Origin of the sequence: Serratia sp. PF-27, from assembly GCF_030053255.1 — a bacterium.
Taxonomy (GTDB): Bacteria; Pseudomonadota; Gammaproteobacteria; order Enterobacterales; family Enterobacteriaceae; genus Serratia; species Serratia bockelmannii.
The window spans coordinates 211,641-233,465 of sequence record NZ_JASGBT010000018.1 but is presented as its reverse complement, the minus strand read 5'-3'; the positions used below and the strand labels follow the sequence as shown (position 1 = coordinate 233,465).

19 protein-coding genes are annotated in these 21,825 nt (G+C 54.9%); 1 reads left to right on the top strand and 18 read right to left on the bottom strand.

Features of this window, described 5'->3' with window-relative positions:
* Positions 1-56: 56 nt before the first annotated feature.
* The 17 genes from rpoC to fkpA all read right to left on the bottom strand — a co-directional run bounded on the left by rpoC (position 57) and on the right by fkpA (position 20,053).
* Positions 57-4,280 carry a DNA-directed RNA polymerase subunit beta' gene (rpoC, locus tag QMZ29_RS11500; protein ID WP_025304939.1) on the bottom strand — a complete coding sequence of 1,408 codons (4,224 nt, stop codon included), beginning with the start codon at positions 4,278-4,280 and terminating at the stop codon, positions 57-59.
* A 118-nt stretch (positions 4,281-4,398) separates the two neighbouring features.
* Positions 4,399-8,427, bottom strand: a complete 4,029-nt coding sequence (gene rpoB / locus QMZ29_RS11495) for a DNA-directed RNA polymerase subunit beta (protein WP_025304938.1) — start codon at positions 8,425-8,427, stop codon at positions 4,399-4,401.
* 332 nt (positions 8,428-8,759) lie between these two features.
* Positions 8,760-9,125 (bottom strand): 50S ribosomal protein L7/L12, encoded by a 366-nt coding sequence (gene rplL, locus QMZ29_RS11490; protein WP_004929903.1) that lies wholly within the window; start codon positions 9,123-9,125, stop codon positions 8,760-8,762.
* 63 nt (positions 9,126-9,188) lie between these two features.
* Entirely contained in the window at positions 9,189-9,686 is a 498-nt protein-coding gene (gene rplJ, locus QMZ29_RS11485) for a 50S ribosomal protein L10 (RefSeq protein ID WP_004929905.1), read from the bottom strand.
* A 338-nt stretch (positions 9,687-10,024) separates the two neighbouring features.
* Positions 10,025-10,729 carry a 50S ribosomal protein L1 gene (gene rplA, locus QMZ29_RS11480; protein WP_019456443.1) on the bottom strand — a complete coding sequence of 235 codons (705 nt, stop codon included), beginning with the start codon at positions 10,727-10,729 and terminating at the stop codon, positions 10,025-10,027.
* Positions 10,730-10,732: 3 nt separating this feature from the next.
* Positions 10,733-11,161 (bottom strand): 50S ribosomal protein L11, encoded by a 429-nt coding sequence (gene rplK, locus QMZ29_RS11475; RefSeq protein ID WP_015376316.1) that lies wholly within the window; start codon positions 11,159-11,161, stop codon positions 10,733-10,735.
* 165 nt (positions 11,162-11,326) lie between these two features.
* Positions 11,327-11,872 (bottom strand): transcription termination/antitermination protein NusG, encoded by a 546-nt coding sequence (nusG, locus tag QMZ29_RS11470; RefSeq protein ID WP_004929914.1) that lies wholly within the window; start codon positions 11,870-11,872, stop codon positions 11,327-11,329.
* A 1-nt stretch (position 11,873) separates the two neighbouring features.
* Positions 11,874-12,257, bottom strand: a complete 384-nt coding sequence (gene secE, locus QMZ29_RS11465; RefSeq protein ID WP_004929916.1) for a preprotein translocase subunit SecE — start codon at positions 12,255-12,257, stop codon at positions 11,874-11,876.
* 259 nt (positions 12,258-12,516) lie between these two features.
* On the bottom strand, positions 12,517-13,701 hold the full coding sequence (tuf, locus tag QMZ29_RS11460; RefSeq protein ID WP_015376315.1) for an elongation factor Tu: 1,185 nt from the start codon (positions 13,699-13,701) through the stop codon (positions 12,517-12,519).
* A gap of 70 nt (positions 13,702-13,771) precedes the next feature.
* The gene (gene fusA, locus QMZ29_RS11455) at positions 13,772-15,886 is read right to left on the bottom strand and encodes an elongation factor G (RefSeq protein WP_025304497.1); all 2,115 of its coding nucleotides are present in this window, start codon (positions 15,884-15,886) and stop codon (positions 13,772-13,774) included.
* Positions 15,887-15,979: 93 nt separating this feature from the next.
* The gene (rpsG, locus tag QMZ29_RS11450) at positions 15,980-16,450 is read right to left on the bottom strand and encodes a 30S ribosomal protein S7 (RefSeq protein ID WP_004956203.1); all 471 of its coding nucleotides are present in this window, start codon (positions 16,448-16,450) and stop codon (positions 15,980-15,982) included.
* 96 nt (positions 16,451-16,546) lie between these two features.
* Positions 16,547-16,921 (bottom strand): 30S ribosomal protein S12, encoded by a 375-nt coding sequence (gene rpsL / locus QMZ29_RS11445; RefSeq protein WP_004930426.1) that lies wholly within the window; start codon positions 16,919-16,921, stop codon positions 16,547-16,549.
* 143 nt (positions 16,922-17,064) lie between these two features.
* Positions 17,065-17,352: a sulfurtransferase complex subunit TusB gene (tusB, locus tag QMZ29_RS11440; RefSeq protein WP_025304499.1), complete on the bottom strand. Its 288-nt coding sequence runs from the start codon at positions 17,350-17,352 to the stop codon at positions 17,065-17,067.
* Between the two features lie 9 nt (positions 17,353-17,361).
* Positions 17,362-17,721: a sulfurtransferase complex subunit TusC gene (gene tusC / locus QMZ29_RS11435; RefSeq protein WP_025304500.1), complete on the bottom strand. Its 360-nt coding sequence runs from the start codon at positions 17,719-17,721 to the stop codon at positions 17,362-17,364.
* Positions 17,722-17,728: 7 nt separating this feature from the next.
* The gene (gene tusD, locus QMZ29_RS11430) at positions 17,729-18,118 is read right to left on the bottom strand and encodes a sulfurtransferase complex subunit TusD (protein ID WP_060435108.1); all 390 of its coding nucleotides are present in this window, start codon (positions 18,116-18,118) and stop codon (positions 17,729-17,731) included.
* Positions 18,118-18,840 carry a helix-turn-helix transcriptional regulator gene (locus tag QMZ29_RS11425; protein ID WP_004930418.1) on the bottom strand — a complete coding sequence of 241 codons (723 nt, stop codon included), beginning with the start codon at positions 18,838-18,840 and terminating at the stop codon, positions 18,118-18,120. The genes tusD and QMZ29_RS11425 overlap by 1 nt, the downstream gene beginning before the upstream one ends.
* Before the next feature lie 373 nt (positions 18,841-19,213).
* Positions 19,214-20,053: an FKBP-type peptidyl-prolyl cis-trans isomerase gene (gene fkpA / locus QMZ29_RS11420; RefSeq protein WP_025304502.1), complete on the bottom strand. Its 840-nt coding sequence runs from the start codon at positions 20,051-20,053 to the stop codon at positions 19,214-19,216.
* 356 nt (positions 20,054-20,409) lie between these two features.
* Between fkpA and QMZ29_RS11415 the strand changes: the two genes are divergently transcribed.
* Positions 20,410-20,637 (top strand): SlyX family protein, encoded by a 228-nt coding sequence (locus QMZ29_RS11415; protein ID WP_025304503.1) that lies wholly within the window; start codon positions 20,410-20,412, stop codon positions 20,635-20,637.
* 15 nt (positions 20,638-20,652) lie between these two features.
* On the opposite strand, the gene QMZ29_RS11410 is transcribed toward QMZ29_RS11415, so the two are convergent.
* Positions 20,653-21,825, bottom strand: coding sequence for a MalY/PatB family protein (locus tag QMZ29_RS11410; protein WP_025304504.1), 1,173 nt, complete (start codon positions 21,823-21,825; stop codon positions 20,653-20,655).

Genomic DNA, 21,825 nt, shown 5'->3' with positions numbered 1-21,825 from the left:
GGGGCGGTTTATCTGGCGATGGGCCCGGCGTACCGGGCCCGCGGCGCGGATGACGATTACTCGTCGTCGCTGCCGCCCAGGCCTGCGTTGAGCAGCTCGGCCAGGTTAGCCGTCGCTTCTTCCGCGCTGACTTGCGGAACAACCGGCGCTTCACCCTGAGCACGGCGACGCATACGATCCTGATGATAAGCGTAACCGGTACCGGCTGGGATCAGACGGCCCACGATAACGTTCTCTTTCAGGCCACGCAGTTCATCACGCTTGCCGGCTACGGCAGCTTCGGTCAGAACGCGCGTCGTTTCCTGGAACGATGCAGCGGAGATGAAGGACTCGGTCGCCAAGGAAGCCTTAGTGATACCCAGCAGATCGCGCGAGAAGGTTGCCGCGATTTTACCTTCAGCTTCCAGCTGACGGTTGGCAATCTTGACGCGAGACACTTCAGCCTGCTCGCCTTCCAGGAACTCGGAGCCACCAGCGCTAACGATGGTGCCTTTACGCAGCATCTGACGAACGATAACTTCGATGTGCTTATCGTTAATCTTAACGCCTTGCAGACGGTAAACTTCCTGCACTTCGTTGGTGATGTAGCGGGTAACCGCATGCACGCCACGCAGACGCAGAATGTCGTGCGGAGACTCTGGGCCGTCGGAAACGACGTCACCACGTTCCACCACTTCGCCTTCGAACACGTTGAGCTGACGCCATTTCGGGATCATCTCTTCGTAAGCGTCGCTGCCGTCCAGCGGAGAGATCACCAGGCGACGTTTGCCTTTGGTCTCTTTACCGAACGAGATAATCCCGCTGATTTCAGCCAGGATTGCCGGCTCTTTCGGACGACGTGCTTCGAACAGGTCGGCAACGCGCGGCAGACCACCGGTAATATCCTTGGTACCGCCGGATTCCTGAGGAATACGCGCCAGGGTATCACCCGCACCGATCTGAATGCCGTCTTCCAGCTGAACGATCGCTTTGCCCGGCAGGAAGTATTGAGCAGGCATATCAGTACCTGGGATCAATACGTCTTCGCCCTGAGCGTCAACGATTTTCAGTGCCGGACGCAGGTCTTTACCGCTACCGGTACGCTCTGCGCTGTCCAGTACGACCAGAGAAGACAAACCGGTCAGTTCGTCGGTCTGGCGAGTAATGGTCTGGCCGTCAACCATATCCGCGAAGCGAATGAAGCCGCTGACTTCACTGATGACCGGCATGGTGTGCGGATCCCAGTTAGCAACGGTTTCGCCGCCGTTAACTTCTTCACCGTCGCCTTTGCCCATCACGGCACCGTAAGGCACCTTGTAGCTTTCTTTGGTACGGCCGAATTCGTCGATCAGTTTCAGTTCGGTGTTACGCGAGGTGATCACCAGCTTGCCCGCGGCGTTCATAACGAACTTCACGTTGCTCAGCTTGAGGCTACCCTTGTTTTTCACCTGGATGCTGGATTCAGCAGCCGCACGAGATGCCGCACCACCGATGTGGAACGTACGCATCGTCAGCTGTGTACCCGGCTCACCGATGGACTGTGCCGCGATAACGCCGATGGCTTCACCTTTGTTGATGATGTGGCCACGTGCCAGGTCGCGACCGTAGCAGTTTGCACACACACCAAAGTCGGTTTCACAGCTCACTACGGAACGGACTTTAACGCTGTCGACAGAATTCTCTTCCAACAGGTCACACGCCTTCTCGTTCAGCAGGGTGTTGCGTGGCACCAGAATGTCCGCCGTACCCGGCTTGAGGACGTCTTCTGCCGTCACACGGCCCAGAACGCGTTCACGCAGCGGCTCTTTCACGTCGCCACCTTCGATAACCGGAGTCATCAGGATGCCGTCGTGGGTGCCACAGTCGTCTTCGGTCACAACCAGATCCTGCGCCACGTCAACCAGACGACGGGTCAGATAACCGGAGTTCGCGGTTTTCAGTGCGGTATCCGCCAGACCTTTACGAGCACCGTGGGTGGAGATGAAGTACTGGAGTACGTTCAGACCTTCACGGAAGTTCGCGGTGATTGGCGTTTCGATGATGGAGCCGTCCGGCTTCGCCATCAGGCCACGCATACCGGCCAGCTGACGAATCTGAGCGGCGGAACCACGCGCACCGGAGTCGGCCATCATAAAGATGCTGTTGAAGGAAACTTGCTGTTCCACTTCGCCGTCACGGTTAACCACGTCTTCTACCGACAGGTTTTCCATCATCGCTTTCGCAACGCGTTCGTTCGCTGCAGCCCAGATATCGATCACTTTGTTGTAGCGTTCGCCGGCGGTAACCAGACCAGACTGGAACTGCTCCTGGATCTCGGCAACTTCGGTTTCCGCTTCTTCGATGATCTCCGCTTTCTTGGCCGGGATAACCATGTCGTCGATACCTACGGAAGCGCCTGAACGGGCTGCGTAAGCAAAACCGGTGTACATGATCTGGTCAGCAAAGATAACGGTCGGCTTCAGGCCCAGGATGCGGTAACAGGTGTTCAGCATCTTGGAGATCGCTTTCTTGCCCAAAGGCTGGTTAACGATCGAGTACGGCAGACCTTTCGGTACGATCATCCACAGGATGGCGCGGCCGATGGTGGTGTCGATGATGCTGGTCTGAGAAGTCCATTCGCCTTCGGCGTTTTTGACGTCTTCGGTGATACGCACTTTAACGCGCGCATGCAGAGACGCCAGGCCGGCGCGGTAAACACGCTCAGCTTCTTTGGAACCGTTCAGCACCATGCCTTCGCCCTTGGCGTTAACACAGTCGCGGGTCATGTAGTACAGACCCAGTACAACGTCCTGAGAAGGAACGATGATTGGCTCGCCGTTCGCTGGGGACAGGATGTTGTTGGTAGACATCATCAGCGCACGCGCTTCCAGCTGGGCTTCCAGCGTCAGCGGTACGTGAACAGCCATCTGGTCACCATCGAAGTCGGCGTTATAGGCCGCACAAACCAGCGGGTGCAGCTGGATCGCTTTACCTTCGATCAGAACCGGTTCAAACGCCTGGATACCCAAACGGTGCAGGGTTGGTGCACGGTTCAGCAGTACCGGGTGTTCGCGGATCACTTCGTCCAGGATATCCCAAACGACGGCTTCTTCACGCTCAACCATTTTCTTGGCGGCTTTGATGGTGGTGGCCAGGCCACGCAGCTCCAACTTGCCGTAGATGAACGGTTTGAACAGCTCCAGCGCCATCTTTTTAGGCAGACCGCACTGATGCAGACGCAGGTATGGACCTACGGTGATTACGGAACGGCCGGAGTAGTCAACGCGTTTACCGAGCAGGTTCTGACGGAAACGACCCTGCTTACCTTTGATCATGTCGGCCAAAGATTTCAGAGGACGTTTGTTGGAACCGGTGATGGCACGACCGCGACGGCCGTTATCCAGCAGGGCGTCTACCGCTTCTTGCAGCATACGCTTTTCGTTGCGCACGATGATGTCAGGCGCAGCCAGATCCAGCAGGCGTTTCAGACGGTTGTTACGGTTGATCACGCGGCGATACAGATCGTTCAGATCCGAGGTCGCGAAACGACCGCCATCCAGCGGAACCAGCGGGCGCAGATCCGGCGGCAGTACCGGCAGCACGGTCAGGATCATCCACTCCGGCTTGTTACCGGACTGTACGAACGCTTCCAGCAGCTTGATACGCTTGGTCAACTTCTTGCGCTTGGTTTCGGAGTTGGTTTCGTTCAGCTCTTCACGCAGCTGCTCGCACTCGGCTTCCAGATCCATGTTTTTCAACAGGGCCTGAATAGCTTCCGCACCCATCTTGGCGTCGAATTCGTCACCGAACTCTTCCAGCGCGTCCAGATACTGCTCTTCGGTCAGGATCTGACGACGCTCGAGGTTGGTCATACCGCCTTCGACCACCACATAGGATTCGAAGTACAGTACGCGTTCGATGTCACGCAGCGGCATATCCAGCAGCAAACCGATGCGGGATGGCAGCGATTTCAGGAACCAGATGTGCGCGGTCGGCGAAGCCAGCTCGATGTGGCCCATGCGCTCACGACGCACTTTGGTCTGGGTCACTTCAACGCCGCACTTCTCACAGATCACGCCGCGGTGTTTCAAGCGCTTGTACTTACCGCACAGGCACTCGTAATCTTTTACCGGCCCGAAGATACGGGCGCAGAAAAGGCCGTCACGTTCTGGTTTGAACGTACGGTAGTTAATGGTTTCCGGCTTCTTAACTTCACCGAACGACCACGAACGGATCATGTCTGGCGAGGCCAGAGCAATCTTGATCGCATCAAACTCTTCGGTCTTAGTTTGCGCTTTCAGAAACTTCAATAAGTCTTTCACGGATTGGCTCCTGTCGGAGTTAAACCTGTTGGGTACCCACAACCGCAGTAGGTACCCGTGTGACCTGAACAACCACCCTCAGGCTCCCTTAGGCGGGGAGCCTGAGCCGGAATGACGATTACTCGTCTTCCAGTTCGATGTTGATGCCGAGCGAGCGGATTTCTTTCAACAGTACGTTGAAGGATTCCGGCATGCCTGGCTCCATCCGGTGGTCGCCATCCACGATGTTTTTGTACATCTTGGTACGGCCGTTAACGTCATCCGACTTAACGGTGAGCATTTCCTGCAGGGTATAAGCCGCGCCGTATGCTTCCAGTGCCCACACTTCCATCTCACCGAAGCGTTGACCACCGAACTGCGCTTTACCACCCAGAGGTTGCTGAGTAACCAAGCTGTAAGAACCGGTTGAACGGGCGTGCATTTTATCGTCAACCAAGTGGTTCAGTTTCAGCATGTACATATAGCCAACAGTAACCTGGCGCTCGAATTGCTCACCGGTACGGCCATCGAACAGCGTGATCTGACCGGAGGTCGGGATACCACCCATTTCCAGCAGCTTCTTGATTTCAGTCTCTTTCGCACCGTCAAACACCGGTGTTGCGATCGGCATACCTTTTTTCAGGTTCTCTGCCAGACGCAGCACTTCGTCGTCGCTGAAGGTGTTCAGGTCAACTTTCTGGCAAACGTCGTCGCCCAGATCGTAGGCCTTCTGGATGAACTCACGCAGCTTGGCCACTTCCTGCTGCTGCTTCAGCATCTGGTTGATTTTCTCACCGATGCCTTTCGCAGCCATACCCAGGTGGGTTTCCAGGATCTGACCGATGTTCATACGTGATGGTACGCCCAGCGGGTTCAGTACGATGTCTACCGGCGTGCCGTTTTCATCGTAAGGCATATCTTCGATCGGGTTGATCTTGGAGATAACACCCTTGTTACCGTGGCGGCCCGCCATCTTGTCACCCGGTTGGATCTGACGTTTAACGGCCAGATAAACCTTGACGATTTTCAGCACGCCCGGCGCCAGATCGTCGCCCTGAGTGATCTTACGACGCTTGGCTTCCAGCTTCTTCTCGAAGTCGGATTTCAGTTCGTCGTACTGCTCGGCCAGCTGTTCCAGCTGGTTTTGCTTCTCTTCGTCGGTCAGGCCCAGTTCCAGCCAGCGATCGCGCGGCAGCTTGCTCAGCTTGTCGGCTTCGATGCCACCGGCAACCAGCACCGCGTGGATACGTGCAAACAGGCCGGCTTCCAGGATCTGCAGTTCTTCCGTCAGGTCTTTCTTCGCCTGCTTCAGCTGCATCTCTTCGATTTCCAACGCGCGCTTGTCTTTTTCCACGCCATCACGGGTGAAGACCTGCACGTCGATAACCGTACCGGAAACGCCGTTCGGCACACGCAGAGAAGAGTCTTTAACGTCAGACGCTTTCTCACCGAAGATCGCACGCAGCAGTTTCTCTTCCGGCGTCAGCTGGGTTTCGCCTTTAGGCGTTACCTTACCGACCAGGATGTCACCGCCGGTCACTTCAGCACCGATATACACGATACCGGATTCATCCAGCTTGGAGAGCGCAGCTTCACCCACGTTAGGGATGTCGGCGGTGATCTCTTCAGGCCCCAGCTTGGTGTCGCGAGACACGCACGCCAGTTCCTGGATGTGGATGGTGGTGAAGCGATCTTCCTGCACCACGCGCTCGGAGACCAAAATGGAGTCTTCGAAGTTGTAGCCGTTCCAAGGCATGAACGCTACGCGCATGTTCTGGCCCAGTGCCAGTTCGCCCAGGTCTGTCGATGGGCCATCCGCCAGCACGTCACCGCGCTCAATTGGCTCACCCAGACTCACACACGGCATCTGGTTGATGCAGGTGTTCTGGTTAGAACGGGTGTACTTGGTCAGGTTGTAAATATCGATACCTGCTTCGCCCGGGTACATCTCGTCTTCGTTAACTTTGATAACGATACGGGAAGCATCCACGTACTGGATCACACCGCCGCGTTTGGCAACGGCGGTTACGCCGGAGTCAACCGCTACAGCACGTTCCATACCGGTACCGACCAGCGGCTTGTCAGCGCGCAGGGTTGGTACGGCCTGACGTTGCATGTTCGCACCCATCAATGCACGGTTGGCGTCATCGTGTTCCAGGAATGGAATCAGTGAGGCACCAACGGAAACAACCTGCTGGGTGGATACGTCCATGTAGTCAACCTGGTCGCGGCTGAACAGGCTTGATTCGCCTTTGCTGCGGCAGGTGACCAGGTCTTCTACGAAGCGGCCTTCTTCATCCAGGTTGGAGTTCGCCTGGGCGATAACGAAGTTGCCTTCTTCAATAGCAGACAGGTAGTTGATTTCATCGGTCACCACGCCGTCACGCACGCGGCGGTACGGGGTTTCCAGGAAGCCATACTCGTTAGTCTGTGCGTACACGGACAGGGAGTTGATCAGACCGATGTTTGGACCTTCCGGCGTTTCGATTGGGCACACGCGGCCGTAGTGGGTCGGGTGTACGTCTCGAACTTCAAAGCCGGCGCGCTCACGGGTCAGACCGCCCGGGCCCAGTGCGGAGATACGACGCTTGTGCGTGATCTCGGACAGCGGGTTGTTCTGGTCCATGAACTGGGACAGCTGGCTGGAACCGAAGAACTCTTTCACCGCCGCCGAAATCGGCTTGGCGTTGATCATGTCCTGAGGCATCAGGGTATCCAGATCGCCCAGAGACAGACGCTCTTTCACCGCACGCTCAACACGCACCAGACCTACGCGGAACTGGTTCTCGGCCATTTCGCCGACGGAGCGGATACGACGGTTGCCCAAGTGGTCGATGTCGTCCACTTCGCCCTTGCCGTTACGGATATCGATGAGCTTCTTCATCACTTCGATGATGTCGTCTTTGCTCAGGATGCCCGAACCTTCGATCTCGTCGCGCAGCAGAGAACGGTTGAACTTCATGCGACCAACCGCGGACAGATCGTAGCGGTCTTCGGAGAAGAACAGGTTCTCGAACAGGCTTTCGGCAGCTTCGCGCGTTGGCGGCTCACCAGGGCGCATCATGCGGTAGATTTCTACCAGCGAGCTCAGACGATCGTTGGTCGGATCGACACGCAGCGTTTCAGAGATGTACGCGCCGTGATCCAGATCGTTGGTGAACAGCGTTTCGATGCGCTTGTGGCCAGACTGGCTCAGTTTGGCCAGCAGATCCAGCGACAGCTCCATGTTGGCTGCGCAGATCAGTTCGCCGGTATTGGTATCGATATAGTCTTTCGCGACCACTTTGCCCGCGATGTACTCTACCGGTACTTCAATGCTCTGAATGTCGTCTTTTTCCAGCTGACGGATATGACGGGCGGTGATACGACGGCCTTTCTCTACGTAGATCTTGCCGTTGGCTTCGATATCGAACGAAGCGGTCTCACCACGCAGGCGCTCTGGCACCAGCTCCATCTGCAGCTTGTTGTCGCGGATTTCGAAGACGATCTTGTCAAAGAACAGGTCGAGGATCTGTTCAGTGGTGTAGTTCAGCGCGCGCAGAATGATGGTCGCAGGCAGTTTGCGGCGACGGTCAATACGCACGAACAGGTTGTCTTTCGGATCGAACTCGAAGTCCAACCATGAACCGCGGTAAGGGATGATGCGTGCGTTGTACAGCACTTTACCCGAAGAGTGGGTTTTACCCTTATCGCTGTCGAAGAATACGCCAGGACTACGGTGCAACTGAGATACGATAACCCTCTCAGTACCGTTGATCACAAAGGTGCCGTTTTCGGTCATGAGCGGAATTTCGCCCATGTAGACTTCTTGTTCCTTGATGTCTTTGACCGTACCTTCAGGCGCTTCGCGCTCATAGATAACCAGGCGCAGTTTTACGCGCAGCGGTGCAGAGAACGTCACACCACGGATCTGGCACTCTTTGACGTCGAAGACCGGCTCACCAAGACGGTAGCTAACGTATTGCAGCTCCGAATTGCCACTGTAGCTCTGGATAGGGAAAACAGAACGGAATGCGGCTTCAAGGCCGTACTGCCCTTCTGGATCTTGCTCGATAAACTTCTGGAACGAGTCAAGCTGGATAGAAAGGAGATATGGTATGTCCAGCACTTGTGGACGTTTACCAAAATCCTTACGAATACGTTTTTTCTCGGTATAGGAGTAAACCATAGGGTTCCTCAGCTCGCTGATCAGTGACCCAATCTGTCCGTCCGATTAGGGACAGTTCATGCAACACCGTTTTGTCGACCGGAAAGCGGGAACACTTTCCGCAATGTCTCTTGCTATCACGCTTAAACCATTTCATCGCGTCTTCCCCCAGAACTCCTGGTAGTGCAAAGACCGCGGTATATTAAGTCGTCAACAGAAACAAACATTGGGAGGCGAAACCAGCAGCCAAACAGTGTGAAACGCTACTGGCGCCCTACAGCGCAAAAAGGCTGGTGACTAAAAAGTCACCAGCCATCAGCCTAAAAGACTAGGCTGCAACCGGAAAGGTTGGCTTATTTAACTTCAACTTCTGCGCCAGCTTCTTCCAGAGATTTTTTCAGAGCTTCTGCGTCATCTTTGCTCACGCCTTCTTTCAGAGCGGCTGGAGCAGATTCAACCAGGTCTTTAGCTTCTTTCAGACCCAGGCCGGTAGCGCCACGTACTGCTTTGATAACAGCAACTTTGTTAGCGCCTGCAGCTTTCAGGATAACGTCGAATTCAGTTTTCTCTTCAGCAGCTTCAGCTGGGCCAGCAGCTACAGCTACAGCAGCAGCAGCAGAAACGCCGAATTTTTCTTCCATAGCGGAAACCAGTTCAACAACGTCCATTACGGACATAGCGGCAACTGCTTCCAGGATTTGGTCTTTAGTGATAGACATAACAATTGTTCCTAAAATTCAGAAATAGTTTAAATACGTTAGCAAAGGCTAAGAAAGAGTGGCTTACGCCGCTTCTTTCTGATCGCGTACTGCAGCCAGAGTGCGAACCAGTTTGCCGGCAGCGGCTTCTTTCATGGTTGCCATCAGGCGTGCGATCGCTTCTTCGTAAGTTGGCAGCGTCGCCAGGCGGTCGATTTGCGCCGCTGGGATCAGCTCACCTTCAAAGGCCGCAGCTTTAACCTCGAATTTTGCATTCGCTTTCGCGAACTCTTTGAACAGACGAGCAGCAGCGCCCGGGTGTTCGTGAGAGAATGCAATCAAGGTTGGACCGACAAACGTGTCTTTCAGGCATTCGAATGGAGTGCCTTCAACTACGCGACGCATCAGGGTGTTGCGAACAACACGCATGTAAACGCCAGCTTCACGACCTGCTTTACGCAGTTCAGTCATTTTATCTACGGTAACGCCGCGGGAATCCGCAACAACCGCAGACAGCGCGCCTTTGGCTACTTCGCTGACTTCAGCAACAATCGCTTGTTTGTCTTGAAGATTTAATGCCATTAGCTTTTTGCTCCTGGATTAGCCGGGGAAAATCCCCCGGAACTCACTTCACTCGGCGCTTTGTAAAACGCCACGCCGAGCGGCTTAACACGGTGAGCAGAATCCAGCAAAGACATTCTTTTATAAAAAAGAAAAATTTTCTTAGGCTCTGTCACCGTCTACGCAGGAAGGATTAAGTATCTTGCGATACACCTGCGGTCTTGGACGGAGGCCTGGATAGGCCAGGCTCCAACCGAAAAATCTTTGTTTTGCCTACGGCATAGCCAGTAGCAAAACCTTGGGGCATAAGATTCTAGACAAATCTCGGCCCCAAGTCAAAGCGATAATCGCAAGTGCGATTAGTTCGCTGCAGCAGACAGACCGCTCTGATCGATAGCAACGCCAGCACCCATGGTGGTGGAGAGGCTAACTTTCTTGATGTACATGCCTTTCGCCTGAGAAGGTTTTGCTTTTTTCAGCGCAACCAGCAGGGCTTCCAGGTTTTCTTTCAGCTTGTCTGCGTCGAAATCAACCTTACCGATAGTGGTATGGATGATGCCGTTTTTGTCGTTACGGTAGCGAACCTGACCAGCTTTAGCGTTTTTCACTGCTTCAGCAACGTTCGGAGTAACGGTACCCACTTTCGGGTTTGGCATCAGGCCGCGTGGACCCAGGATCTGGCCCAGTTGACCTACAACGCGCATTGCATCCGGGGAAGCAATAACAACGTCGAAGTTCATTTCGCCTTTCTTGATCTGGTCAGCCAGATCGTCCATACCTACCAGCTCTGCGCCGGCAGCTTTCGCTGCTTCAGCGTTAGCGCCTTGGGCAAATACGGCAACGCGAACGGAACGACCGGTGCCGTGTGGCAGAACGGTAGCGCCACGAACGTTTTGGTCAGATTTACGAGCGTCGATGCCGAGGTTAACGGCAACGTCAACGCTTTCTACGAATTTAGCGGTGGCCAGCTCTTTCAGCAGAGCAACAGCTTCGGTGATGTCATACTGTTTAGTAGCATCAACTTTGTCACGGATCACGCGCATGCGCTTGGTCAGCTTAGCCATCTCTTAATCCTCCACTACCAGGCCCATGGAACGAGCGGTACCTTCGATGGAGCGAGTCATCGCTTCAACGTCAGAACCAGTCATGTCCGCAGCTTTGGTTTCTGCGATTTCACGTACCTGAGCACGAGTCACTTTACCTACTTTGTCTTTGTTCGGCTTACCGGAACCAGACTTGATACCAGCCGCTTTTTTCAGCAGAACTGCTGCTGGCGGGGTTTTGGTAACGAAAGTGAAGGAGCGATCAGAATAAACGGTGATAACAACCGGAATCGGCAGACCTTTTTCAACGCTGTCAGTCTTAGCGTTGAATGCCTTACAGAATTCCATGATGTTAACGCCCTGCTGACCCAGAGCTGGACCCACTGGTGGGCTCGGGTTCGCCATACCAGCTGCAACTTGCAGCTTGACGTAGGCTTGTACTTTCTTAGCCATTTAAATTTCCTCGGTTTGGGTAGTATCGCCTCGTGAGAGGCTCCCCGTGTTTAACCTCGCCAGACAGGCATCAGGCAAGGCATCTAAAAACAAAAGGCGCGAAATTGTAGTTCAATTTCGCGCCTTTGACAAGCGGCAACGGACCGCTTATTGCTGATTATTCGATCAGCCTTTTTCAACCTGGCTGAAGTCCAGTTCCACCGGCGTTGCACGGCCGAAGATGGAAACGGAAACTTTCAGGCGGCTCTTTTCGTAATCGACTTCTTCGACCACGCCGTTGAAATCGGCAAACGGGCCATCGTTGACGCGCACCAGCTCGCCCGGCTCGAACAGCGTCTTCGGACGCGGTTTGTCACCAACCTGCTGCAGGCGGTTCATGATCGCATCAACTTCTTTATCGCTGATAGGCGCAGGACGGTCAGACGTGCCGCCGATGAACCCCATGACACGCGGTACGCTGCGCACCAGGTGCCAGCTGGCGTCATTCATCACCATCTGCACCAGCACGTAGCCAGGGAAGAATTTACGCTCGCTCTTGCGACGCTGGCCACCACGGATTTCAACCACTTCTTCCGTAGGCACCATCACTTCGCCGAACAGCTCTTCCATATCGTGCAGTTTGATGTGTTCACGCAGCGATTGCGCTACGCGACCTTCAAAACCGGAAAACGCCTGAACGACGTACCAACGTTTTTTTGGAGCTTCAGACATTTTAGAACCTCAGGCCAGTAATAAACGACACCAGACGGACCAGAATACCATCCAGTCCCCACAGAATCAGTGACATCACGGCGGTTACCGCGGCAACGATCAACGTGGTGTGTAGCGTTTCCTGACGAGTTGGCCAAATCACTTTACGTACTTCGGTACGCGCTTCGCGGGCAAACGCAACGGTGGCTTTGCCTTTGGTGGTCATCAGAGCCACTGCACCTGCAACGGCGATGATCAGCACAACTGCCAGCGCGCGCAATGGCAGGCTTAAATCACGGTAGTAATAGTTACCGACAATAGCCACAACCAACAGAACGGCGACGATCAGCCACTTTGCCGCTTCCAGGCCGCGTCCGCTCCCTTGAGCCTCGGTATTCGCACTCATAAACCAACCTGTCACAATGATGATTCAGAACAAACAACTTTGCCTCGCATTGCGAGGCAAACCAAACCGTTCGGATACCGCAATAGCAATATCCCGGTGTTTTACGCCATGACGTATTCAGTCAATACGGTTTAAGAGCCCATCTCACCAATGATTATGACTGCAAAATCGCTGATGAGATAGGTTCTAGTTCACAGCGTAGAAAAAGGGCATCAAATGATGCCCTTTTACCGCGTGTCGCGTCAAACTTTATCAGCGATTAAGCGATAACTTTAGCAACAACGCCTGCGCCAACGGTACGGCCGCCTTCACGGATTGCGAAACGCAGACCGTCGTCCATCGCAATTGGGTGAATCAGGGTTACAACCATGTTCACGTTGTCGCCTGGCATTACCATCTCTACGCCTTCTGGCAGTTCGATGGTACCGGTCACGTCAGTAGTACGGAAGTAGAACTGTGGACGGTAGCCTTTGAAGAATGGCGTGTGACGACCACCTTCATCTTTGCTCAGGATGTACACTTCAGATTCGAACTGGGTGTGTGGCTTGATGGAGCCTGGTTTAGCCAGTACCTGACCACGTTCGATTTCTTCACGTTTGATACCACGCAGCAGAACACCTACGTTCTCACCAGCACGGCCTTCGTCCAGCAGTTTGCGGAACATTTCAACGCCAGTACAGGTAGACTTAACGGTGTCTTTGATACCAACGATTTCAACTTCTTCGCCAACTTTGATGATACCGCGCTCAACACGACCGGTAACAACGGTACCACGACCGGAGATGGAGAATACGTCTTCGATTGGCAGCAGGAACGGCTTGTCGATAGCACGCTCTGGCTCTGGGATGTAGCTGTCCAGGGCTTCGGCCAGTTCGATGATTTTCGCTTCCCACTCAGCTTCGCCTTCCAGCGCTTTCAGCGCGGAACCGCGGATCACTGGCAGGTCGTCGCCTGGGAAGTCGTAAGCGGACAGCAGTTCGCGAACTTCCATTTCTACCAGTTCCAGCAGCTCTTCATCATCAACCATGTCGCATTTGTTCATGAATACGATGATGAAAGGAACGCCAACCTGACGACCCAGCAGGATGTGCTCACGAGTCTGAGGCATTGGGCCGTCAGTCGCAGCTACTACCAGGATCGCGCCGTCCATCTGAGCAGCACCGGTGATCATGTTTTTCACGTAGTCGGCGTGCCCTGGGCAGTCAACGTGCGCGTAGTGACGAGTCGGGGTGTCATACTCAACGTGAGAGGTGTTGATAGTGATACCACGAGCTTTTTCTTCTGGCGCGTTATCGATCTGGTCGAAAGCACGTGCAGAACCGCCGTAGGTTTTAGCCAGAACGGTGGTGATCGCTGCAGTCAGGGTAGTTTTACCGTGGTCAACGTGGCCGATAGTACCAACGTTAACGTGCGGTTTTGTACGTTCAAATTTTTCTTTAGACACGGCTATATTCCTTACTATAGCGCTCTCCCCTTCTGGAGAGAGCACGGGACTTTGGTTTTAACCCTGCGGCTTATTTGCCACGGGCTTCGATTACGGCCTGAGCGACGTTGTTCGGTGCATCATCATACTTCAGGAATTCCATGGTGTATGATGCGCGACCTTTAGTCAGAGAACGCAGCTGAGTTGCGTAGCCGAACATTTCGGACAACGGTACTTCAGCGTGGATCTTAACGCCAGTCACTTCAGATTCCTGACCGCGCAGCATGCCGCGACGACGGCTCAAGTCACCGATAACGTCACCGGTGTTCTCTTCTGGAGTCTCAACTTCAACCTTCATGATAGGCTCAAGCAGAACTGGTTTCGCTTTCTTAAAGCCTTCTTTAAAGGCGATAGACGCGGCCAGTTTAAACGCCAGTTCAGAGGAGTCAACGTCGTGGTAAGAACCGAAGTGCAGACGAATACCCATGTCTACTACCGGGTAACCAGCCAACGGACCAGACTTCAGCTGCTCCTGGATGCCTTTATCAACGGCAGGGATGTATTCGCCAGGAATTACACCACCTTTGATGTCGTTGACGAACTCGTAACCTTTCGGGTTAGAGCCCGGCTCCAGTGGGTACATGTCGATCACAACGTGACCGTACTGACCGCGACCACCAGACTGCTTGGCGTGCTTACCTTCAACGTCGGTAATCTTCGCGCGAATCGCTTCGCGGTAAGCTACCTGAGGTTTGCCCACGTTAGCTTCAACGTTGAATTCACGCTTCATGCGGTCAACGATGATGTCGAGGTGCAGTTCACCCATACCGGCGATGATGGTCTGGTTAGACTCTTCGTCAGTCCATACGCGGAACGACGGGTCTTCTTTAGCCAGACGGCCCAGAGCCAGACCCATTTTTTCTTGGTCAGCTTTGGTTTTCGGTTCAACGGCGATAGAGATTACCGGCTCAGGGAATTCCATACGCTCCAGGATGATTGGAGAGTCTGGATCACACAGGGTGTCCCCGGTGGTCACGTCTTTCAGACCGATCGCAGCGGCGATGTCGCCTGCGCGAACTTCTTTGATCTCTTCACGCTTGTTGGCGTGCATCTGAACGATACGGCCAAAACGCTCGCGCGCAGACTTAACGGAGTTCAGCACGGTGTCGCCGGAGTTAACAACGCCGGAGTACACGCGGAAGAAGGTCAAGTTACCTACGAACGGGTCGGTAGCGATTTTGAACGCCAGCGCAGAGAACGGCTCGTCATCACTTGCGTGACGCTCAGCCGGAGTGTCTTTACCGTCGTCCAGGATACCGTTGATCGCAGGAACGTCAGTTGGTGCCGGCAGGTATTCGATTACCGCATCCAGCATCGCCTGCACGCCCTTGTTCTTAAACGCAGAACCACAGGTAACCAGGATGATTTCGTTGTTCAGTACGCGCTGACGCAGAGCTGCTTTGATTTCTTCCTCGGTCAGCTCTTCGCCGCCCAGGTATTTTTCCATCAGCTCTTCGGAAGCTTCCGCAGCGGACTCGATCAGGTTCTGGCGCCATTCTTCAGCCAGATCCATCATGTCAGCCGGGACGTCTTCGTATTCGAAGGTTACGCCTGCGTCTTCTTCGTTCCAGTTGATCGCCTTCATTTTCACCAGGTCGATAACGCCGGTGAATTTGTCTTCTGCGCCGATAGCCAGCTGCAGAGGAACAGGGTTAGCGCCCAGACGAGATTTGATCTGGCCAACAACTTTCAGGAAGTTAGCGCCCATACGGTCCATTTTGTTAACGAACGCGATACGTGGCACTTTGTATTTGTTAGCCTGACGCCATACGGTTTCAGACTGTGGCTGAACACCACCAACAGCACAGTAAACCATTACCGCGCCATCCAGCACACGCATGGAACGTTCTACTTCGATGGTGAAGTCAACGTGCCCTGGGGTGTCGATGATGTTTACGCGATGCGGTTCGAACTGCTTGGCCATACCAGACCAGAAAGCAGTAGTCGCTGCAGAAGTGATGGTAATACCACGCTCCTGCTCCTGTTCCATCCAGTCCATGGTGGCAGCGCCGTCATGAACTTCACCGATTTTGTGGTTTACACCGGTGTAGAACAGAATACGTTCGGTAGTGGTGGTTTTACCGGCGTCGATGTGAGCACTGATACCGATGTTACGGTAGCGTGCAATGGGTGTTGTACGAGCCATTTGATTCCTCTATTCCTAGGGCGTTCAAGTTCAGTTAACCCAAGCGGGCCGATTTGACGCGCCCGCTTGGTTAGCATGACTACAGCCAGGTGATTACCAGCGGTAGTGGGCGAACGCCTTGTTGGCTTCGGCCATACGGTGAACGTCTTCACGCTTCTTAACAGCAGAACCTTTGTTCTCTGCTGCGTCAGACAGCTCGTTCGCCAGGCGCAGAGCCATGGATTTATCACCGCGTTTACGTGCAGCATCAACGATCCAACGCATTGCCAGAGCATTACGACGAACCGGGCGGACTTCAACTGGTACCTGATAAGTAGAACCGCCAACGCGACGCGACTTAACTTCTACAGTCGGGCGAACGTTGTCGAGAGCGACTTCGAAAGCTTCCAGGTGATCTTTACCAGAACGCTGAGCCAGGGTCTCCAGCGCGGTATAGACGATTGCTTCTGCAGTAGATTTTTTACCGTCTACCATCAGGATATTTACAAATTTGGCCAGCAGCTCAGATCCGAACTTAGGATCTGGCAGGATTTTACGTTGGCCGATTACGCGACGACGTGGCATGGAAATACTCCGTTGTTAATTCAGGATTGTCCAAAACTCTACGAGTTTATTTTGACATTAAAGTTAAAACGTTTGGCCTTACTTAACGGAGAACCATTAAGCCTTTGGCTTCTTCACGCCGTACTTGGAACGAGCTTGCTTACGGTCTTTAACACCGGAGCAGTCAAGTGCACCACGGACGGTGTGGTAACGCACACCTGGCAGGTCTTTTACACGACCGCCACGGATCAGGATTACGGAGTGTTCCTGCAGGTTGTGGCCTTCGCCACCGATGTAGGAAGTCACTTCGAAACCGTTAGTCAAACGCACACGGCAAACTTTACGCAGTGCGGAGTTTGGTTTTTTCGGGGTAGTGGTATATACGCGGGTGCATACGCCACGTTTCTGCGGGCAGGCTTCCAGCGCTGGAACGTTGCTTTTAGCAGCCTTCACAGAGCGTGGTTTGCGAACCAGCTGGTTAATTGTTGCCATTAAAAAAGCTCCTGGTTTTTGCTTCGTACTAGCTTCGTAAACATGTGATAAATCCCCTCGTATGCACTATTGGCAGAGTACGAGGACGCAGAATTTTAGGGCTGACCAGTATGGGTGTCAAGAAATATACAACATCACTCTCATTACCAGGCCATTTGGCTGCGGTGTTGTTCGGTTAATTCAACGAAGTGATTATAGCCGATGACAGTGATTTTGTGCGAAAAATGACCAACCAATCCCCGGGCTTCCAGGTCATCCTGCAGCGCATAAAGGGATATGGGGGCGGCGAGCAGCAATTCAAGATGAGCGCTGCCGGCAAGGCCTGCAAGCACGCCGTCCTGTAGCAGCAACAGCGCGTCGCCCTCCGCCGCCAGGCGCAGCAGCGCAGGTAAGTCACATTGGTTTGGCGAATGGCTCAGGGTATACAGCATCAGAAGATCCTAAAACGTCATCACGGCGTCGTAACCGGCCAATTGGCGGCGCAATTCATCCGGCGCCAGCACCTCGGCATCCAGCACCCAATCGGTCACCTGACTCAGCCCACGCTCCTGCAGCGAAGCCTGGCATAGATAGCAGCGCTCCACGTCATACAACGGCAGCACGCCGAAGGTGGCGATGTAATTGCGCGCCAAGATTTTTTCCGGTTGCTGGCCCGGCAACAGCTGCAATACGCCATCGCCGACAAAAAACACCCCCAAATCCTCACTGAGCGCCGATGTGGCAAGCAGCGCATCCAGCCCTTCCCTGCCGCCGGCACCGCCGTGCGGCCCGTGGGTGAAAACAAAAGCGACTCGTTTCATCATATCCTCAGAACTGCACCAGACGGTCGCAACTCAGCGACGCTTCGGCCAGGGAACCCAGCCCGCTCAGGGTAAAGCCGGGCTGCAGGTTGGCGCTTGCCAGCCCCTGTTGCGCCGCCTCCTGCTCGTCGGTGATGCCACGGCGCAGCGCGGCAGCAACGCAGACGTTGAGCGCCACGCCGTGTTGTTGCGCCAGCTGCGTCCAGCCGCGCACCAGGTCGAACTCGTCGCTGGCCGGCGCGGTCAGCTGGTTGGCGTTCAACACCCCTTCACGGTAGAAAAAAACGCTGGAAAGCCGGTGCCCTTTCGCCAGCAAAGCCTGAGCGAACTGATAGGCGCTGCTGGCCTGCTGAGTGCCGTAAGCCGGGCCGGTGACCAACAGACAATAATCGAGCATCAACGGTCGCTTCCCAACAGATCGCCGCTCTTGAACTGGCGGATGTACAGATACACGGTGTGTTTGGAGATATTCAGGCGATCCGCCACCTGATTGATCGCATCCTTGATATCGAAGATGCCTTTCTCATAGAGGTTGAGCACCACCTGGCGATTCTTGGCGTTATTGGACACCGAGCGGTCGGCGTTCACCTCTTCGATGGTGAACTCCAGCGTCTGCGCCACCAGATCGTCGACGGAAGAGGCGAAATTCACCGACGACGGCACGTCCTGCGTGGCCGGCGGCATAAAAGTCTGCATGATCTGCGAGAACGGCACGTCGAGGTTCATGTTGATGCACAGCAAGCCGATCACCCGCTGCTCGCGATTGCGAATGGCAATGGTCACCGATTTCATCAACACGCCGCTCTTGGCGCGGGTAAAGTAGGCTTTCGACACGCTGCTGTCGTCGCCGGCCATGTCGTGCAACATGCGCAGCGCCAGGTCGGTGATCGGCGAGCCGATTTTGCGCCCGGTGTGTTCCCCGTTGGCGATGCGCACCGCCGAGCTGTTCAGGTCTTCCAACGCGTGCAATACGATCTCACAGTGGCCGCCGATCAACATCGCCAGCCCGTCGACCACCGCTTCATAGGATTTCAGGATTTCATGATCCGTTTGAGTAAACGGACGTTCATTCAGCAAATCAAGTTCGCTGGCTTCGCTGGATAAAAGCGAATTCGACATCGAAGATACCACCCTCATAGATCGCCTGTGCCAGGGGGCGCAGCTAAAACCGCTCGGACCGGATCGCTGCCGTCGTCGGCATGCCGCCGCGCGGCTGGCTGAGAGCCGCATAAAACGGCACGATGACATCCGCGGGCGAGGCGGCCGGGAACAATTTTAGGTACACGCCCTAAGGGGCAGACGCATGACTGATAAGTCAGAATTATTAGTCTAGCAAAGCGGCCGGAGCAAAGTCCTTGCGTTTGCGCGTGGTATTGACGTTAAGCCCGATGCCCGGCAGGCGTCAAGCGTTCAATGGCGAGAGAGGTGGCGGCGGCCAAAATGAAAACCGCCGCGGAGGGCATCCGCGGCGGTGGCAAACAAAGCGACGAGATTATTTCGCTTTGGTATCGGCTTTCGCGTCAGCCGGTTTTTCGGCTTTAGCGTCGGCTTTCGGCGCCGCTTTCACGTCCAGCAGCTCAACGTCGAAGACCAGCGTGGAGTTAGCTGGGATGCCCGGAACGCCGGTTTTGCCGTAGGCCAAGGCCGGCGGGATCACCAGCTTGATTTTGCCGCCTTTCTTGATGTGCTTCAGACCTTCGGTCCAGCCAGGGATCACGCCGTCCAGACGGAACGACAGCGGCTCGCCGCGGGTATAGGAGTTATCAAACTCGGTGCCGTCGGTCAGGGTGCCTTTGTAGTTCACCACCACGGTGTCGCTGTCTTTCGGCGCTTCACCCGCGCCCGGTTTCTCTACCTGATACAGCAGGCCGGATTCGGTTTTCTTCACGCCTTTTTCTTTAGCGAAGCTGTCGCGATACTTGGCGCCTTTGGTTTCGTTGTCCTTGGCGTCCTGCTCCATCTTCGCCTGAGCGGAAGCCTTCACGCGCGCTTCGAAGCCCTGCAGGGTCTTCTCGATGTCGGCATCGTTCAGCTTGCTCTTGTTGGCGAACGCGTCCTGAACGCCGGCGATCAGCTGATCTTTGTCCAGCTTGATGCCCAGCTTCTCTTGCTCTTTCAGAGAGTTGTCCATGTAACGGCCGAGAGAGGCGCCCAGTGCGTAAGCCGCTTGCTCGTCGTCGTTTTTGAACTTGCCGGTGCTTGGCGCTGCTGCCGCGTCCGCTGGTTTAGCGGCTTCTGCCGGTTTGGCGGCATCGGCTGCCATGACCTGGGTCGCATTCAGAGCAAAAGCCATGGTGGTTGCCAGAAGCGTGACTTTAAACAAAGATTTCATCCATTTCTCCAGTGTCTGAAGCAATGCCCCAAACAATCATTAGGTAAGATAACCGGGCTACTATAGCTGCCTGAAACAAAACAAAACAGTCGCACAGGTAACCAATCGAGTCAAAGTGTGACTCCCACTTTGCCGAGAAGTTTCCCCCTGCGTGCTACTCGTATGATAAATCAGATTTTTCTTGCAAAATATTCGGCGAGGTTAGCAAAAAACGGCGTATCGGGCGCGCAACTTTTCAGCACTTTACACTGCCGATCGCAACGTTGCGCGCCGTCTGAAGAAATAGCGCGAGCAAACCCGGCGCCAGCTGTTACCATAGCGCCGAATCAGGATTTTATCGCGTCAGAGGTAGCCTCATGCACAACGCCGACATTCAACGCCTGCTACAGCGGCTTGAAGAACTGGAGAGCCGTCAGGCTTTCCAAGAGCTCACCATCGAAGAGCTCAACCAGACCGTTACCCAGCATCAAATGGAAATGCTGAAGATGCGCGAACACCTGCGCATGTTGACCGACAAGCTGCGCTCGACCCAAACCTCAATGATCGCCTCGCAATCGGAAGAAACCCCTCCGCCGCACTATTGAGGGTCCGTTGCGCGGTTATTTCAGGCGTGCCAACCCATCGACGGCACGCTCGAGATACCGGCGCGGGCACCCCAGGTTGATGCGGATAAAACCGCTCCCCTGCGGGCCGAAACCGCTGCCCATCGACGGAGCCAGCTTTGCCACCGCCACCAGCGCCTGCTGTAAGTCAGCATCGCTCAAACCCAGTGCACGGCAATCCAGCCAGGCGAGATAGGTCCCTTCTGCCTGGGTCATCGTGCACCAGGGCGCGGCGGCCGCCAGCGCCCGTTCAAACCAACGCCGATTCTCCGCCAGGTAGCTGAGCAGCTCATCAAGCCAGACAGCACCCCGTTGATAGGCCGCGGTCGCCGCCGTCATCGATAGCGCGTTGAACACATCCAGCCCGTGGGCATTCAGCCGATCGACAAACGCCTGCCGAAGCCGAGCGTTGGGGATCAGGAAATTCGAAATGCGCAGCGAGGAAAGGCCGAACGTTTTGCTGGCGGACGTCGCCGCAATCGCTCGCTCGCGATATTTCTTGTCCAGATGCAACACCGACGTAAACGTCTCGCCGGGCAGCAGCAGATCGGCCCAGATCTCATCGGAGATCACCGTAACGTCGTGGGTATGGCAAAGCGCCATGAGCCGCTCCAGTTCATCGCGGCGCCAGCAACGGCCTGTCGGATTGTGCGGATTGCACAGCAACAACAGCGGCGGTTTACGCTGCGCCAGACAGGCAGCCAACTGGTCGAAATCGATCCGATATCCCTGCGGAGTTTTCAACAGAGGATTCTCAAGCACCTCTCTGCCATTCATGGTGACTATCTTGGCGAACGAGCCATAATACGGCCCCTGCACCACCACACCGTCCCCCGGCTTGCTGAGCAGTTGGATCAGCATCGCCAATCCGGGCACCACCCCCTCAATCGACGTAAACCACTCACGCCGCAGCGGCAAGTCGTGCCGTTTGGCGAACCAGTCGATCGCCGCCTGATAGTAGGCGTCGTCACGTTCGCTGTAGCCAAAGACCCCGTGGTCCACCCGCTGATGCAGCGCCTGTTGCACCTCTGGCGGACATGGAAAATCGAAATCGGACACCCACATCGGCAACAGTTCGCTGCCATCCAGTTGCAGATAGCGGTCGATGAAGTCCCACTTCACGGAGCTGGTGTTGTGGCGATCGATGATGGCGTTGAAATGACTCGTCAT